Raw genomic sequence first — 14,272 nt, forward strand, 5'->3', positions numbered from 1 at the left:
CGAGAGATGCCCCGGAGACGCCGCCGGGCGATGCTCGGAACGGCCGACGGAAGGATCACGATGAGAGACGCCGATGGCGCGCACCTGGTGTTGCTGGGCCGGTTCGAGCTGCTCACTGGCCGCGGGGACGTCGTGCTGCCCAAGGGCGCCCAGCGGTTGCTGGCCTTCCTCGCGATCCACCACGGCGACGCGGTGAGCCGGCAGGCCGCCGCCGAGCAGCTGTGGCCCGAGTGCCGCAGGCAGCGCGCGACCGCCAACGTGCGGCAGGCGTTGTGGCATCTGCGCCGTGCGACGGACCAGCCCGTCGTCGACCTCTCGGTGGACCGGTTGCGACTGTCCCCCGCGGTGACGATCGACTTCTGCCGTGCGGTGGAAGCGGCGCACCACGTCGTCAGCGCCACGGCTTCGGCGGGCGTGGCCGAGCTCGTCGGCGCGTTGTCGAGGGATCTGCTGCCGTACTGGCCGGAGGAGTGGCTGACCTCGGAACGGCGGCGCTGGGAACAGGTCAGGCTGCACGCGCTGGAGGCGATCGCCCAGCACTTCATCTCGGCCGGCGCACACCTCGCCGCGCTGGAGGCCGCGTTCACCGCGATCTCCATCGATCCGGTGCGCGAAACCGCGCACCGGTCGGTGATCGCGGCACACCTCGCCCAGGGCAACTGCGGGTCGGCATTGCGGCACTACCAGCACTACCGCGCCCTTCTGCACCGCGAACTGGGCGTCACACCGTCATCGCACATGACCCGGCTCGTCGCGTCCCAGGCAGCGTTGTGAGCCATGGGCGTCGACCCGCGGCAGCCCCTTGACCGGGCAGGAAACTGTTGACAAGGCCGTAAAGCCGGGGTGAGATACGCCCACTATGACAACGTTGTCCCCCAGCGGGCCCGTAGCCGGTCAGCGCAAGGTACGTCGTGCGACGATGAACGACGTCGCGCGGCTCGCGGGCGTGAGCATCAAGACCGTCTCACGCGTGGTCAACGACGAGCCGGGCGTGCACCCGTCCACCGCCGAGCGCGTGCTCGCGGCCATCGACCAGCTCGGGTTCCGGCGGAACCTGAGTGCCCGCAACCTGCGCCGGGGTTCGTCCACCGGCACGATCGGGCTGGTGCTGGAGGACGTCGGCAACCCGTTCTACTCCGGCGTGACCCGCGCTGTCGAGGAAATCGCCCGGCTGCGCGGCAGACAGGTGATCTCGGGGTCGTCCGACGAGGATCCCGGGCGTGAACGCGAGCTGGCGCTGGAGTTCTGCAGCAGGCGCGTCGACGGGCTGCTGATCGTGCCCGCCGGCCTGCAGCACAGCTACCTGGTGCCGGAGATGCGCGCGGGCACGCCCGTGGTGTTCCTGGACCGGCCCGCGGGTGACGTCGTCGCCGACACCGTGCTGGTGGACAACATCGGCGGCACCGTCGAGGCGGTCACGCACCTGGCCTCGCACGGGCACCGGCGCATCGCGTTCCTCGGGGACGCGCCGGACATCTTCACGGCCAACGAGCGCCTGCGCGGTTATCGCGAAGGGTGCGTGCGGGCGGGCATCGGCTACCACGAGGAACTCGTGGCGATGGGACCGCACGACGAAAGCAGCGTCAGGACCACGTTGCAGCGCCTGCACAGCATGCGGGAGCCCGCGACGGCGATCGTGGCCGGCAACAACCGCATCACCGTATACATCCTGCGCGCGCTCGCGGGCGTCGCCGAAAGGCCCGCGCTGGTGGGCTTCGACGACTTCGAACTCGCTGACCTGTTGTCGCCGCCGGTGACCGTGATCGCGCACGACGCGAGCGCGCTCGGTAAGGCGGCCACCGATTTGTTGTTCGCCCGACTGGATGGCGACAACTCACCACCGCGCCGCGTCGTGCTGCCGGTGCGCTTGGTGCCACGAGGATCCGGGGAGGTCCACGCGTGAGTTCTGGTGTTCTCCACCAGCCTGTCAACTTGCCCGCCAACCAGCCGAAGCAGTTCTACCGCGGCGGTGAGGCGATCGCCGCGTTGCGCGGCGGGACCAGCGGCGACTTCGGCCCCGAGGACTGGGTGGCGTCGACGACGACGCTCTACGGCCGCGACGACGCAGGTTTGACAACGTTGCCAGACGGCGTTCTCCTGCGCGACGCGGTGAAAGCGGACCCGACCGGCTGGCTCGGCGCGGACCACGCGGCGAAGTTCGGCGGCGACACGGCGTTGCTGGTGAAGCTGCTCGACGCGGGTCAGCGCCTGCCGGTGCACTGCCACCCGTCGAACGGTTTCGCGTCCTCGCACCTGAACTGCCGCCACGGCAAGACGGAGGCGTGGATCGTCGTCGGCACCACCGGCACGAACCCGACCGTCTACATCGGATTCCGTGACGACGTGCCCGCGGACACGGTCGCCGACTGGGTCGCCACGCAGGACACGAAGGCGATGCTCGACGCGCTGAACCCGGTCTGCGTCCGGCCCGGCGACACGGTGTTCGTGCCCGCCGGCGTGCCGCACGCGATCGGCGAGGGCGTGTTCATCGTCGAACTGCAGCAGCCCACGGACTTCTCGGTCACGCTGGAGTGGCAGGGCTTCCTCGCCAACGCCGACGTCGGCCACCTCGGCCTCGGCTACGACGTCGCGCTCGACTGCGTCGACCGCCGGGGCTGGAGCGGGAAGCTCGAGGAGCTGGTCCACCAGACGTCCGACAAGTGGGCGCCGTCGGTCGACCTGCTCGGCCACGACGCGGACCCGTTCTTCCAGGCCGACCGCCTGCACGTCGAGGGTTCCTTCACGCTGGAGCCGTCGTTCGCCGTGCTGGTGGTGCTGGAGGGCGCGGGCAAGCTCGGTGAGCTGGAGGTGCACAAGGGCAGCACGCTCGTCGTGCCGCACGCGGCGGGTGAGCTCGGCCTGACCGGTGACCTGGTGGCGATCCGCTGCCGCCCACCCGTTCTGTCCACAGTGGAGGATGTGATGCCGTGAGCCAGCCATTGCTGGAGGCTCGTGATCTCACGAAGAACTACGGCACCGTGGAGGCGCTCCGCGGTGCCGCGTTCACCGCCCATCCCGGTGAGGTCGTGTCGCTGATCGGCGACAACGGCGCGGGCAAGTCCACCCTGGTGAAGTGCCTGTCCGGGGTGGAGCAGCCGACCGGCGGCACGCTGCTGTTCGACGGGAAGCCACTCGTGCTGGGCTCCCCCAACGACGCCCGCGACCTGGGCATCGAGACGGTGTTCCAGGACCTCGCGGTCGCGCCGGACCTCGACCCGGCCGCGAACATGTTCCTGGGCAGGGAGATCCTCAAACCCGGCCTGCTCGGGTTCCTCGGCGTGCTCGACAAGAAGGCCATGCGCAAGCAGGCCACCGAGCACTTCACCCGGTTCGGCGCGACGCTGCAGAGCATCGACGTGCCGATCGCGGCGCTCTCCGGTGGCCAGCGCCAGTCCGTCGCCGTCGCGCGTTCGGTGGCCTGGGCGTCGAAGCTCGTGTTCATGGACGAGCCGACGGCCGCACTCGGCGTGGTGCAACGGGAACGCGTGCTCGACGTGATCAAGCGCGTGCGCGACGAGGGTGTCGCCGTCGTGCTGATCTCGCACAACATGCCCGAGGTGCTGTCGGTCTCCGACCGCGTCGAGGTGCTGCGCCTCGGCCGTCGCGTGGCCCGTTTCAAGGCTTCCGAGACCAGCGTGGAAGAGCTCGTCGGCGCGATGACCGGCGCGCTGACCCAGGAGGACGCGGCCTGATGACTGATGAGAAGACAACGATGTCATCTCTGTCGGACGAGCACCGCACGTCGTTGCTCAAACGGCTGACCAGTGCGAACACGCTCTGGATCGGCCTGGTGCTGCTCGTCCTGGTCGCCACGTTCGGCGCGATCCGGCCGGACGCGGTCTTCCAGGTGACCACGCTGCAGTTCCTGCTCGCGGAAACGGCCGTGCTGCTGGTGCTCTCGGTCGGCATGACGTTCGTGATCATCACGTCCGGCATCGACCTGTCCGTCGGTTCGGTGCTGGTGTTCGCGTCGGTGGCCTCCGCCATGGCGATGAACGCGGTGTCCGGCGGTGACGCGACGAACGCCGGCTGGGGCGTGATCGCGTTCGGACTGCTCGTCGCGGTGGTCAGCGGCGCGGTCTGGGGGCTGCTCAACGGCCTGCTGATCTCACGCGCGAAGATCCCCGCGCTGATCGTGACGCTGGGGTCGTTCGGCGCGGCGCAGGGCGCGGCCCTGTTGCTGAACAACGGTTCCAACGTGTCCGGCATCCCGGACAGGCTGAACCGCACCTTCGGTTCCGGCACGTACCTCGGCATCCCGAACATCGTGATCGTGGCCGCGGTCGTCACCGCTATCGGCGCGCTGCTGCTGTCGACCACGCGGTTCGGCCGCTACACGTACGCGGTCGGCTCGAACGAGGAGGCGGCACGGCGCGTGGGCATCTCGGTGCGCGGCCACCTGACGAAGGTGTACCTGCTCGCGGGCACCCTGGCCGGTCTCGCCGGGTTCATGGGCAACGCGTTCTTCCGCGTCGCGGTCGTCACCGGCCACGAGACGGACAACCTGAACGCGATCGCCGCCGTCGTCCTGGGTGGCACCAGCATCTTCGGCGGCATGGGTTCGGTGCTGGGCACGGTGTTCGGCGTGTTCATCCCCGCGGTGCTGGAGAAGGGCCTCGTGATCATCGGGGTCAAGGAGTTCTGGCAGCCGATCGCCGTGGCGATCGTGCTGGTGGCCGCCGTGTGGCTGGACCAGACACGGCGCCGGGCGCGCAACCAACGTTAGGAAGGTGCTGGACCAATGAAGATCCGCTCCGCTCTGGCAGTCTCAGCCGCTTTCCTGCTCGCCGCGTGTGGCGGGGGCGGGCAGATCGGCGACTCGAACTCGGGCGACGCCGCCACGAACAAGAAGCTGGTGCTGATCCCCGGCATCACGGCGGAACCGTTCTACATCTCGATGCAGTGCGGTTTCGAGGAGGCGGCGAAGGCCGCGGGCTACGAGTTCGACACGCAGGCCCCCGCGAAGTTCGACGCGGCCCAGCAGACCCCGATCGTCACGGGCATCCTCGCGTCGAAGCCCGCCGCCGTCCTGATCGCGCCGACCGACGACAAGGCCATGGCCGGCCCGATGAAGCAGCTCAAGGACGCGGGCATCAAGGTCGTCGAGGTCGACACCAAGCTGCAGGACACCTCGATCGGCGTCTCCTCCATCTCGTCCAACAACGAGCAGGGCGGCAAGCTCGCCGCCGAGACGCTGAACAAGCTCTCCGCCGGCAAGTCCGGCTCGGTGCTCGTGCTCAACACCAAGGCCGGCACGTCCACCACGGACGCGCGCGCCAAGGGCTTCGAGGAGGCCGTCAAGGCCTTCCCGAACCTCAAGTACATCGGCCAGCAGTACACCGACAACGAGCCCGCCACCGCGGCCTCGAAGGTGACCGCGACCCTGGCCGCGAACCCGGACCTCATCGGGGTGTTCGCGACCAACCTCAACACCGGCGAGGGCGCGGCGACCGGCCTGCGCAACGCGGGCAAGACCGGCACGGTGAACCTCGTCGGCTTCGACGCCTCGCCGAACCAGGTGAAGGACCTGCAGGGCGGCACCGTGCAGGCCCTGATCGCCCAGGACCCCGCCACGATCGGCAGGCAGGGCGTCGAGCAGGCCCTGGCCGCGATCGACGGCAAGGAGAACAAGCGCGACATCGAGACGGACCTCGTCGCCATCACGAAGGACGACGCGTCGGCCAACTCGAAGTACTTCTACAAGGAGTCCTGCTGAGTTCTGCGTCCCGGAGGGCCGTTCCCAGCCAGGGGACGGCCCTTCGGCCTGTCAGGGCCTGATGACGCATGTCATGGTTGTTTGGCCGGGTGGGCTAAGACCCAAGTCGTACGAACCCGTCATCCTTCAGCCGATGCTCAGCACCCCCGGAACCGATGTGCTGGAAGCACATTGGAGGGGGCTCGAATGCTACGAAGGAAAACCGCGGCGGCGCTGGCCGTCGTGACCGCGACATCCCTGCTCATAGCACCGCAGGCGCAGGCGGCACCGACGCAGGAGATCGAGTGGCAGAAGTGCTTCGACACGCCACCGCCGGGACTGCCACCGGGTGGCGAACGGCTGGAGTGCGGCAGCTTCACCGCGCCGATGGACTGGAACAACCAGCACAACGGCAAGACCATCACCATCGCGGTCAGCCGTCTCACGCCGAAGAACGGCAAGGCGAAGTCCACGGTCTTCACCAACCCCGGCGGACCCGGCGGACCCGGCCGCACGATCCCGCTGCTCTACCTCGAGCGGCCCAAGCTCAGCGAGAACGCCGAGATCATCGGCATCGACGTGCGCGGCACCGGCGCGAGCAGCAACGTCACCTGCGGGAGCTTCAACGCCGACGGGCTGGCTGATCCGCGCGATCGCAGCAGGGCGAACCTCGACCTGATCTACGGCGGCATGGAGCTGCTGGCGAAGTTCTGCCAGACCAAGTCGGGCGAGTTCGGCCGGTACGTCTCGACCGACCAGACGGTGAAGGACCTCGACCTGCTGCGCCAGGTGCTCGGCAAGAAGAAGGTGAGCTGGCTCGGGTACTCCGGCGGCAGCTGGATGGGCGCCTACTACGCCACCTACTTCCCCAAGACGCTCGACCGGATCGTCCTCGACTCCAACGTCGACTTCACCCTGCCGTGGCAGCCGATCTTCGACGACTGGGGCATGGCCTTCGAACGCCGGTTCCGCGTCGACTTCCTGCCGTGGGTGGCGAAGTACGACGAGGTCTACCACCTCGGCAAGACAGGCGAGGAAGTTCGCCGGTCCTACGAGCGCACCCGCGCCCAGTTGAACGCTCAGCCCGTCACGCGCCCGGAAGGCGTGTACAACGGCGTGACGCTCGACTACTTGCTGCGAGGCACGCTGTACAACAAGAACAGCTTCGCCGACGGTGCGCGGACGTTCGCCGAACTGGCCGGTGCGGTGCCCGCGCGGATGAGCGGGCTGGCCAGTTATCCGGATGCTCAGCTCGGCACCGCCTACTCGATCCTCTGCAACGACACGCCGTTCCACGGCGGCAGGAAGTACCTGGAGCGGGACGGGGCGCGGGACGGCGCGAAGTGGCCGCTCGTCGGCTACACCCAGATCGCCGGCCCGTGCGCGTTCTGGGACAGGCCGGACGTGAAGCTCAAGCAACCGAACGGGATCGGCGTCGCACCGACGTTGATGGTGCAGTCGGTGCGCGACCCGGCCACGCCGGTCGAACAGGCACAACGGGCACACCGGAACTTCAAGGGTTCCGTGCTCCTCACCGTCGAGGACGAGGGCGACCACGGCATCTACGGGTTCGGGAACGGGTGCGTGGACGACGTCGTCGAGCGCTACCTCGTGGACGGCGTCACTCCCGCCAAGGACCTGAAGTGCCCCGGCGTCCCGCTGCCCGCTCCCGATGGACAGGCCGGGCAGAACTCGCTGGAGAACGTGCGCCGGCTCGCCACCCACCTCGACAAGTAGAAGGGGGAAACGCATGCACCGCAGGAAGATCGCGGCGGCACTAGCCGCCGTCACCGCGACATCGCTCCTGATCGCCCCGCAGGCCCACGCGGCCGGCCTGGCCGACCAGCGGATCAAGTGGCAGAAGTGCAGTGACGAGCCGGGCTTCGAACGGCTGGAGTGCGGCAGCTTCACCGCGCCGATGGACTGGAACAACCCGCGCGACGGCAGGACCATCACCATCGCGGTCAGCCGCACCGTTCCGTTGAACGGCAAGGCGAAGACCGCCGTCTTCACCAACCCCGGCGGGCCCGGCGGTGAGGGCCGCACGCTGCCGCTGGTCTACCTGAACCGGCCGAAGCTCAGCGAGAACGCCGAGATCTACGGCATCGACGTGCGCGGCACCGGTGCCAGCAGCAACGTCACCTGCGGCGGGTTCGACACCCTCGGCTCGACGGACCCGCGCGACCGCAGCAGGGCCAACCTCGACCTGCTCTACAGCGGCATGGAGCTGCAGGCGAAGTTCTGCCAGACCAAGTCCGGCGAGCTCGGCCGCTACATCACCACCGACCAGACCGTCCGCGACCTCGACCTGCTCCGCCAGGTGCTGGGCCGCAAGAAGGTCGACTGGCTCGGTTACTCCGGCGGCAGCTGGATGGGCGCGTACTACGCCACGTACTTCCCGAAGACGCTCGACAAGATCGTCCTCGACTCGAACACCGAGTTCACCGCACCGTGGCAGACGGTGTTCGGCGACTTCGGCATGGGCTTCGAGCGGCGGTTCCGCGTCGACTTCGCACCGTGGGTCGCCCGGCACGACGACGCCTACCACCTCGGCAAGACCGGTGAGGAGGTGCGCCAGGCCTACGAGCGGACGCGCGCGAAGCTCGCCCAGCAGCCCGTCACCCTGCCCGAGGGCACGTACTACCCGGTCACGCTGGACCTGGTGCTCGTCCAGGGCCAGTACAGCAAGTACGCGTTCGACGGTGCCGCGCGCAAGCTGGCCGAACTGGCCGGCACGGTGCCGGCGCCGCTGACGGCGCAGGCGAGCTACCCGGACGCGGCGAACGCCACGCTGCACTCGATCGTCTGCAACGACACGAAGTTCCGCGGTGACCGCAGGTTCCTGGAGCGCGACGCGGCGCAGGACGGCGCGAAGTGGCCGCTGCTGGGCTACTACCAGATCATGGGCCCCTGCGCGTACTGGGACCGGCCGGACGTCGACCTGAAGCGCCCCAACGGGATCGGCGTCACGCCGACGCTGATGGTGCAGTCCGAACGCGACGCGCCGACACCCATCGAGGGTGCCCGCAAGGCGCACGCCGGGTTCGCCGGATCGCGGATGCTGACCGTGGAGGACGAGGGTGACCACGGCATCTACGGCTTCGACAACGGCTGCGTGAACGACGTCGTCGAGCGCTACCTCGTCGACCGCGTGACGCCGTCCGGAGACCTGTCCTGCCCCGGTGTGCCGCTGCCCGAACCGGGTCAGCAGCAGGCCGGTCCGCTGGAGCAGGCCCGCGAGCTCGCAGTCCGGCTCGGCTGGTGAAGGGGCGACGATCGATGAGAAGGCAACTGGCGGCCCTGGCCGCCGCGACCATGGTCACGACGCTGTTCGTGGTGCCGCAGGCGTCCGCGAGCACGACGTTCGCGAACCAGGAGATCGCGTGGGAGCGGTGTTCTGGCGCCCCGGGGTTCGAACGGCTGCAGTGCGGCTGGTTCACCGCTCCGATGGACTGGAACAACGCTGACAACGGCAAGACCATCACCATCGCGATCAGCCGCACCGTTCCGTTGAACGGCAAGGCGAAGACCACCGTCTTCACCAACCCCGGCGGACCGGGCGGCGCGGGCCGCACCCTGCCGCTCGTCTACCTGAACCGGCCGAAGCTCAGCGAGAACGCCGAGATCTACGGCATCGACGTGCGTGGCACGGGTGGCAGCGACAACGTCACGTGCGGCAACTACCAGCACCGGCTCGCCACCGACTGGCGCGACCGGAGCAAGCCGAACCTCGACCTGACCTACGGCGGCATGGAGCTGCAGGCGAAGTTCTGCCAGACCAAGTCCGGCGAGCTCGGCCGGTACATCACGACCGAGCAGACGGTGCGCGACCTGGACCTGCTCCGGCAGGTGCTGGGCCGCAAGAAGGTCAGCTGGCTCGGCTACTCCGGCGGCAGCTGGATGGGCGCCTACTACGCCACCTACTTCCCCAAGACGCTCGACAAGATCGTCCTCGACTCCAACACCGAGTTCACCGAGTCGTGGCAGGAGGTCTTCGACAACCTCCCGGCGGGTGCCGAGCTCCGGTTCCGCGTCGACTTCCTGCCGTGGGTGGCGAAGTACGACACCGTGTTCCACCTCGGCAAGACCGCCGAGGAGGTGCGCCAGACCTACGAGACCACGCGCGCAAGGCTGGCCGAGCAGCCCGTCACGTTGCCGGACGGCACCGTCGTCACGCCGGTCCTGCTGGACGCCCTGATCTTCACGGGCCTGTACAGCAAGGACTCGTTCGAGGGCACCGCCCGGTTGTTCGCACAGCTCGCGCAGCCCGTCTCGCTGGCGCAGGCTCCGAAGCAGTACCCGGACGCGCTGATGGGCACGCAGATGTCGATCCTGTGCAACGACACCCCGTTCCGCGGTGACCGGAAGTCGCTGGAGCGCGAGGGGAACAAGAGCGTCAAGCGGTACTCGCTCGTCGGCGGTTACCAGGTGACCGGCCCGTGCGCGTGGTGGGACCGCCCGAACGTGAACCTCAAGCGCCCCAACGGCAAGGGCATGGACTCCGCGTTGATGGTGCAGTCGGTGCGTGACCCCGCGACACCGCTGGCAGGCGCGCAGCGGGCTCACGCGAAGTTCGCCAACTCGCGCCTGCTGACGGTGCGGGACGAGGGTGACCACGGCATCTACGGGTTCGGCAACGACTGCGTCGGCGACGTGGTGGAGAGCTACCTCGTCGACGGCGTGGTGCCGAAGAAGGACCTGAGCTGTCCGGGGGTGCCGCTGCCGGCGCCCGGCGAGAGCACGGGCAACCCGCTCACCGAGGCGCAGCGGCTGGCGGCTCAGCTCGGCTGGTGAACCTCCAGCACGGCCTGGGAGAACGTCGTGTACCAGGAGCTCTCGGTGAACCCCGGACCGGTCTCCTCGCCGAGGTAGAGGTCGATGTGCCTCTCCCCGCCGAGGCCGGGGGTGAACTCGTCGGTGATCTGCCACGACGAGGACGCGAGCTTCTGGCACACGACGGCGTCGACGTTGCCGCCCTCGGGGGTCTGTCCACACGAGACGAGCTTGATCCGTGAGCCCGTCCTCACCCCGTCCGCGGCAGCCGAGACGAAGGGCTGCAACGGCTTGCCGAACGAGTCACGCGGCGCGGTGTCGAGCCAGTAGCCCTTGTCGTAGGACCAGTTGAGGTACCGGCCGTCCGCCGTGCGGCCGGTACCTTCGTCCTCCACCGCCTTCGCGAACGACCGCGGGAAGGTGCCGAGCACGTCGTCACCGTGCTCGCAGTCGATGTCCGGGCACCCCCGCACGGGCACCGCCGGTCCACTGTGGAACGACTCGACGGCGGTGTAGTAGACGGTGACCTCCCAGCCCTCGTCGACGGCGCCGGCCGAGGGCGGCCCGGCCTGGCCGGCAGAGCACCCGGCCAGCACCAGAACCGCCCACAGCCAACGCACCCAGACCTCCTGTCACCCCGCCATGACGGTGCCGACGGACACGAACTGGTAGCCCGCGTTCTTCAGCCCCGAGACGGTCTGCTGCAGGTACCCGGTACCGAGGTACGGGTGGTAGAAGAAGCTCGCGACACCATCATCGACCACCTTGAGCTGGTTCGCCGTCTTGACCAGGTCGGCCGGCAGGCGAGCCGGGTGGTTGTTGAACGGCTCGGGCTCGACGTTGCCCACCGCCTCCGGCGCCACGACCGAGCCGTAGACGTCGCGGACCAGGTACGGGAAGTACTGGCCGTAGATCTTGTCGTACTGCGGCGTACCGGTGCCGCACGCGCCGCCGGGGCAGTACCCGCCGAAGTACAGGCCGCGGTCGTAGCGCTTGCCGAAGTTCTGCTGGATGACCTGGTAGTCCACTGCGGACGCGGCGTAGTGCGGCGGTTCGAAGATGGCCGGCTTCGGGAAACCCGCCAGCGCGAGCGCGGTCGTCGCCGAGTTGATCCGGCCCTGCATCCACGCCGCCGAGTCACCGGGGACCGGGCCGTCGTAGATGACGCTGTCGTTCTCGTTGACGTGGGCCATGTAGAACTCGAAGTCGTTGCCGCTGCGGCCGTCGTACGGGTTGACCGCCTTGCCGAACTGGTGCGTGTAGCCGTGCATCAGGATCGTGCCGCCGCGCTGGGTCATGTACCGCAACGCGCTCATGACCTGCGGCTTCTGCGCGAGGTTCGCCGCCTCCGGCACGCCGTTGTTGTCGGCGCCCAGCGGGTTCTCGTAGCGCGGGTAGACCGCGATGGTGAACGGCACGTTCTGCGACTTCAGGTAGTCGGCGACCGCGCGCAGCTCGTTCGGGTCGGCGTCGGGACCGACGTCCTCGATGCGCACCAGGGCCCGTTTGCGGTCGGCCATGGTCGGGTTCGAGACCTTGCTGATCAGGTCCGCCGCGGCCAGGTAGCGGTCGCCGTGGTCGACGTAGCTGAACGGGACCTCGCCGATGTAGGTCAGGTTCTTGGCCTTGGTGGCCCAGTTGATCGGGCCCGCGGCCGAACCGGTCGCGACGGCGGGAGCCGACGCGATCGCCGGATCGGTGATCGACGTGATCATCAGGCCGGACGGGGTCGCGAGCGGGTTGCGGCCGAGGTCGGTGTTCTCGTAACGGACGGTGGTCGCGGCGCCGGTGTCGTACTGGACCCAGTTCCAGCCGTACGTGGTCTGGAAGCTCGGCGCACGGGCGGTGAGCTGCCAGATGTTGTGCGCCATCCACAGCACCGGCTTGCTGCCCGCGAGCACGTCGTCGAGGAACGCCACCGGGATCGGCTCGTCGTAGGTGGAGCCGATGTAGATCACGCCGGTGTAGCCGGACATCTCACCGGCGGCGTAAGAGCCGACCGGGTGCATGACGTACGCGCTGCCGTGCGACGCGAGGTTGCCCGCCTGCACCGCGTAGGCCTCACCCAGCCACGCCCAGGGACCCGTGTTGTCGTACAGGATCAGCGTCTTCTGCGACGCCTTCGCTCCGGGTGCCCCGCCGCCGTTCGTGCCGGCCGCGGCGGCCTGCGCGGAGGCCAGGCCGAGTGTTCCGAGAGCGGTCGAGATGACGCCGGGCTGCGTGGTGCGCTTGGCGATGCGCGTGCTGGTCGTGGACGGCTTCGTGGTCGTCAGGGGCGGCGCGGGCAGCGCGTTCTCGACGAGCTCGCCGACGGCGTCCAGCTTGAGCGGGAGGGGCGCGGCCTGAACGGTGGGCGCGGGCACCATGGCGACCGCGAGCGCAACCCCGGCAGCGACCTTGAGCAGTCGGCTTCTCATGCCACATCAACCTCTCCGGACAAGCGCACGGTCGCGCTGCCCGCGTAAGGAGCGAACTCGGTGGGTCGCTGCTGTTGCAGGCCCAGCAGCCAGGCCAGGGCCTGTTCGGTGCGCACGGACGCGAGGCCGTCGCCGAACGGGTTGCCGTCGGCGGTCATCGCCTCGCGTGCCGAGGGACTGTCGAGCAGGTGGAACGTCAGCTCCGTGATGCGCTCGCGGTCGGTGCCGACGAGCACGGCACAGCCCGAGTTGACGGCCTCCATGCGTTCGGTCACGTCCCGCAGCACCAGCGCCGGGACGCCGAACGACGGCGCCTCCTCCTGGATGCCGCCCGAGTCGGACAGCACCAGCGTGCACTGCGCGAGCAGCCGGGCCATCTGCGCGTACGGCAGCGGATCGGTGATCGTGACGCGGGCGACGCCGCCCAGCACGTCCACCACCTGCTCGCGCACAGCGGGGTTCGGGTGCGCGGGCAGCACGACCTCGACGTCGGGCCGTTCCCGCACGATGTCCGCCACGGCATGCAGCACCTGGTCGAGGGGCTCGCCCCACGACTCGCGGCGGTGCGCGGTGACCAGCACGAGCCGCGACTGTCCGCTGTGGACCCGGTTCTCGAGCTCCTGAAGGCGGTGGTCGCCGTAGGGCGCGCGGCGGGCGGCGACGTCGAGCACGGCGTCCACCACGGTGTTGCCGATGGTCAGGACGTTGTTGCCCTGCAACGACTCCGCGGCGAGGTGCGCGGCCGAGTCGGCGGTCGGCGTGAGGTGCAGTGACGCGAGCTGGCCGACCATCTTGCGGTTCCCCTCCTCGGGGAACGGCGAGGTGAGGTCGTGCGAGCGAAGCCCGGCTTCCAGGTGCACGACGGGGATCTGCTGCCAGAACGCGGCGAGCGCGCCCGCCAGCGTCGTCGTCGTGTCGCCCTGCACGAGCACCGCGCCCGGCGTGCGTTCGGTGAACAGCCGGTCGAGCTCCTCGATCAGCTGACCGGTCAGCTCGGCCTGGCCGCCCGTGACGCGGTTCAGCTTGAGCCTGACGTCGGCCGTGAAGCCGAACGACTCCAGCGCCTGGTCGACCATCTCCGGGTGCTGCCCCGAGTTCACGAGCACGGGACGGATACGGCCGCACGCGAACATCGCGGCGGCCACGGGGGCCATCTTCACGGCTTCCGGGCGCGTTCCCGCGACCAGGAAAACCTCGGGAACCTCGCCCCGGTAGAACTGCCGAGGGCCGGGCACCAGGGCACTTAGTCCCATCTTCTACCTCTTTGTACATCCAGGCACGCGCGGCGAACGTGCGCCATCATCGCGGTGGTAGAGCACCGCTGACAATCAATTGGTACCCGTCTCGCGGGGTACCGCCATATCGGTGATCGACTTTGCGAACCTCG

General features: G+C 69.0%; 12 protein-coding genes. 9 read left to right on the forward strand and 3 right to left on the reverse strand.

Going from position 1 to position 14,272, the window contains the following annotated elements; all coding sequences use genetic code 11:
- Positions 1–60 precede the first annotated feature (60 nt).
- The 9 genes from DFR72_RS07260 (at position 61) to DFR72_RS07300 (ending at position 10,489) form a co-directional block, all read left to right on the forward strand.
- Positions 61–774, forward strand: a complete 714-nt coding sequence (locus tag DFR72_RS07260; protein WP_170176165.1) for an AfsR/SARP family transcriptional regulator — start codon at positions 61–63, stop codon at positions 772–774.
- A 145-nt stretch (positions 775–919) separates the two neighbouring features.
- Positions 920–1,903 carry a LacI family DNA-binding transcriptional regulator gene (locus DFR72_RS07265; protein WP_090066570.1) on the forward strand — a complete coding sequence of 328 codons (984 nt, stop codon included), beginning with the start codon at positions 920–922 and terminating at the stop codon, positions 1,901–1,903.
- Between the two features lie 29 nt (positions 1,904–1,932).
- The gene (locus DFR72_RS07270; RefSeq protein WP_245982622.1) at positions 1,933–2,931 is read left to right on the forward strand and encodes a class I mannose-6-phosphate isomerase; all 999 of its coding nucleotides are present in this window, start codon (positions 1,933–1,935) and stop codon (positions 2,929–2,931) included.
- Entirely contained in the window at positions 2,928–3,692 is a 765-nt protein-coding gene (locus DFR72_RS07275; protein WP_090066572.1) for an ATP-binding cassette domain-containing protein, read from the forward strand. The genes DFR72_RS07270 and DFR72_RS07275 overlap by 4 nt, the downstream gene beginning before the upstream one ends.
- A 20-nt stretch (positions 3,693–3,712) precedes the next feature.
- Complete coding sequence (locus tag DFR72_RS07280) at positions 3,713–4,726, forward strand: ABC transporter permease (RefSeq protein ID WP_245982625.1); 1,014 nt, start codon at positions 3,713–3,715, stop codon at positions 4,724–4,726.
- A gap of 15 nt (positions 4,727–4,741) precedes the next feature.
- A complete protein-coding gene (locus DFR72_RS07285) occupies positions 4,742–5,716 on the forward strand; it encodes an ABC transporter substrate-binding protein (RefSeq protein WP_090066574.1) in 975 nt (324 codons plus the stop codon).
- Positions 5,717–5,902: 186 nt separating this feature from the next.
- Positions 5,903–7,432: an alpha/beta hydrolase gene (locus DFR72_RS07290; protein ID WP_090066575.1), complete on the forward strand. Its 1,530-nt coding sequence runs from the start codon at positions 5,903–5,905 to the stop codon at positions 7,430–7,432.
- A gap of 13 nt (positions 7,433–7,445) precedes the next feature.
- Complete coding sequence (locus DFR72_RS07295; protein WP_090066576.1) at positions 7,446–8,960, forward strand: alpha/beta hydrolase; 1,515 nt, start codon at positions 7,446–7,448, stop codon at positions 8,958–8,960.
- Positions 8,961–8,974: 14 nt separating this feature from the next.
- Positions 8,975–10,489, forward strand: a complete 1,515-nt coding sequence (locus DFR72_RS07300; RefSeq protein ID WP_090066577.1) for an alpha/beta hydrolase — start codon at positions 8,975–8,977, stop codon at positions 10,487–10,489.
- Here the strand turns inward: DFR72_RS07300 and DFR72_RS07305 are convergent.
- The 3 genes from DFR72_RS07305 to wecB are packed head-to-tail and all read right to left on the reverse strand — an operon-like array spanning position 10,474 to position 14,138.
- Entirely contained in the window at positions 10,474–11,088 is a 615-nt protein-coding gene (locus DFR72_RS07305; protein WP_090066578.1) for a hypothetical protein, read from the reverse strand. The genes DFR72_RS07300 and DFR72_RS07305 overlap by 16 nt on opposite strands.
- Positions 11,089–11,100: 12 nt before the next feature.
- Positions 11,101–12,885, reverse strand: coding sequence for a DUF2334 domain-containing protein (locus DFR72_RS07310; RefSeq protein WP_245982628.1), 1,785 nt, complete (start codon positions 12,883–12,885; stop codon positions 11,101–11,103).
- Positions 12,882–14,138, reverse strand: a complete 1,257-nt coding sequence (gene wecB / locus DFR72_RS07315; protein ID WP_090066579.1) for a non-hydrolyzing UDP-N-acetylglucosamine 2-epimerase — start codon at positions 14,136–14,138, stop codon at positions 12,882–12,884. The genes DFR72_RS07310 and wecB overlap by 4 nt, the downstream gene beginning before the upstream one ends.
- Positions 14,139–14,272: the final 134 nt, after the last annotated feature.

Source organism: Lentzea flaviverrucosa (assembly GCF_003350445.1).
Taxonomy (GTDB): Bacteria; Actinomycetota; Actinomycetes; order Mycobacteriales; family Pseudonocardiaceae; genus Lentzea; species Lentzea californiensis.

Coding starts and splice junctions, on each gene's coding strand:
- DFR72_RS07260 (WP_170176165.1), top strand. CDS start 61: ATGAGAGACGCCGATGGCGCGCACCTGGTGTTGCTGGGCCGGTTCGAG.
- DFR72_RS07265 (WP_090066570.1), top strand. CDS start 920: ATGAACGACGTCGCGCGGCTCGCGGGCGTGAGCATCAAGACCGTCTCA.
- DFR72_RS07280 (WP_245982625.1), top strand. CDS start 3,713: ATGTCATCTCTGTCGGACGAGCACCGCACGTCGTTGCTCAAACGGCTG.
- DFR72_RS07285 (WP_090066574.1), top strand. CDS start 4,742: ATGAAGATCCGCTCCGCTCTGGCAGTCTCAGCCGCTTTCCTGCTCGCC.
- DFR72_RS07290 (WP_090066575.1), top strand. CDS start 5,903: ATGCTACGAAGGAAAACCGCGGCGGCGCTGGCCGTCGTGACCGCGACA.
- DFR72_RS07295 (WP_090066576.1), top strand. CDS start 7,446: ATGCACCGCAGGAAGATCGCGGCGGCACTAGCCGCCGTCACCGCGACA.
- DFR72_RS07300 (WP_090066577.1), top strand. CDS start 8,975: ATGAGAAGGCAACTGGCGGCCCTGGCCGCCGCGACCATGGTCACGACG.
- DFR72_RS07310 (WP_245982628.1), bottom strand. CDS start 12,885: ATGAGAAGCCGACTGCTCAAGGTCGCTGCCGGGGTTGCGCTCGCGGTC.
- wecB (WP_090066579.1), bottom strand. CDS start 14,138: ATGGGACTAAGTGCCCTGGTGCCCGGCCCTCGGCAGTTCTACCGGGGC.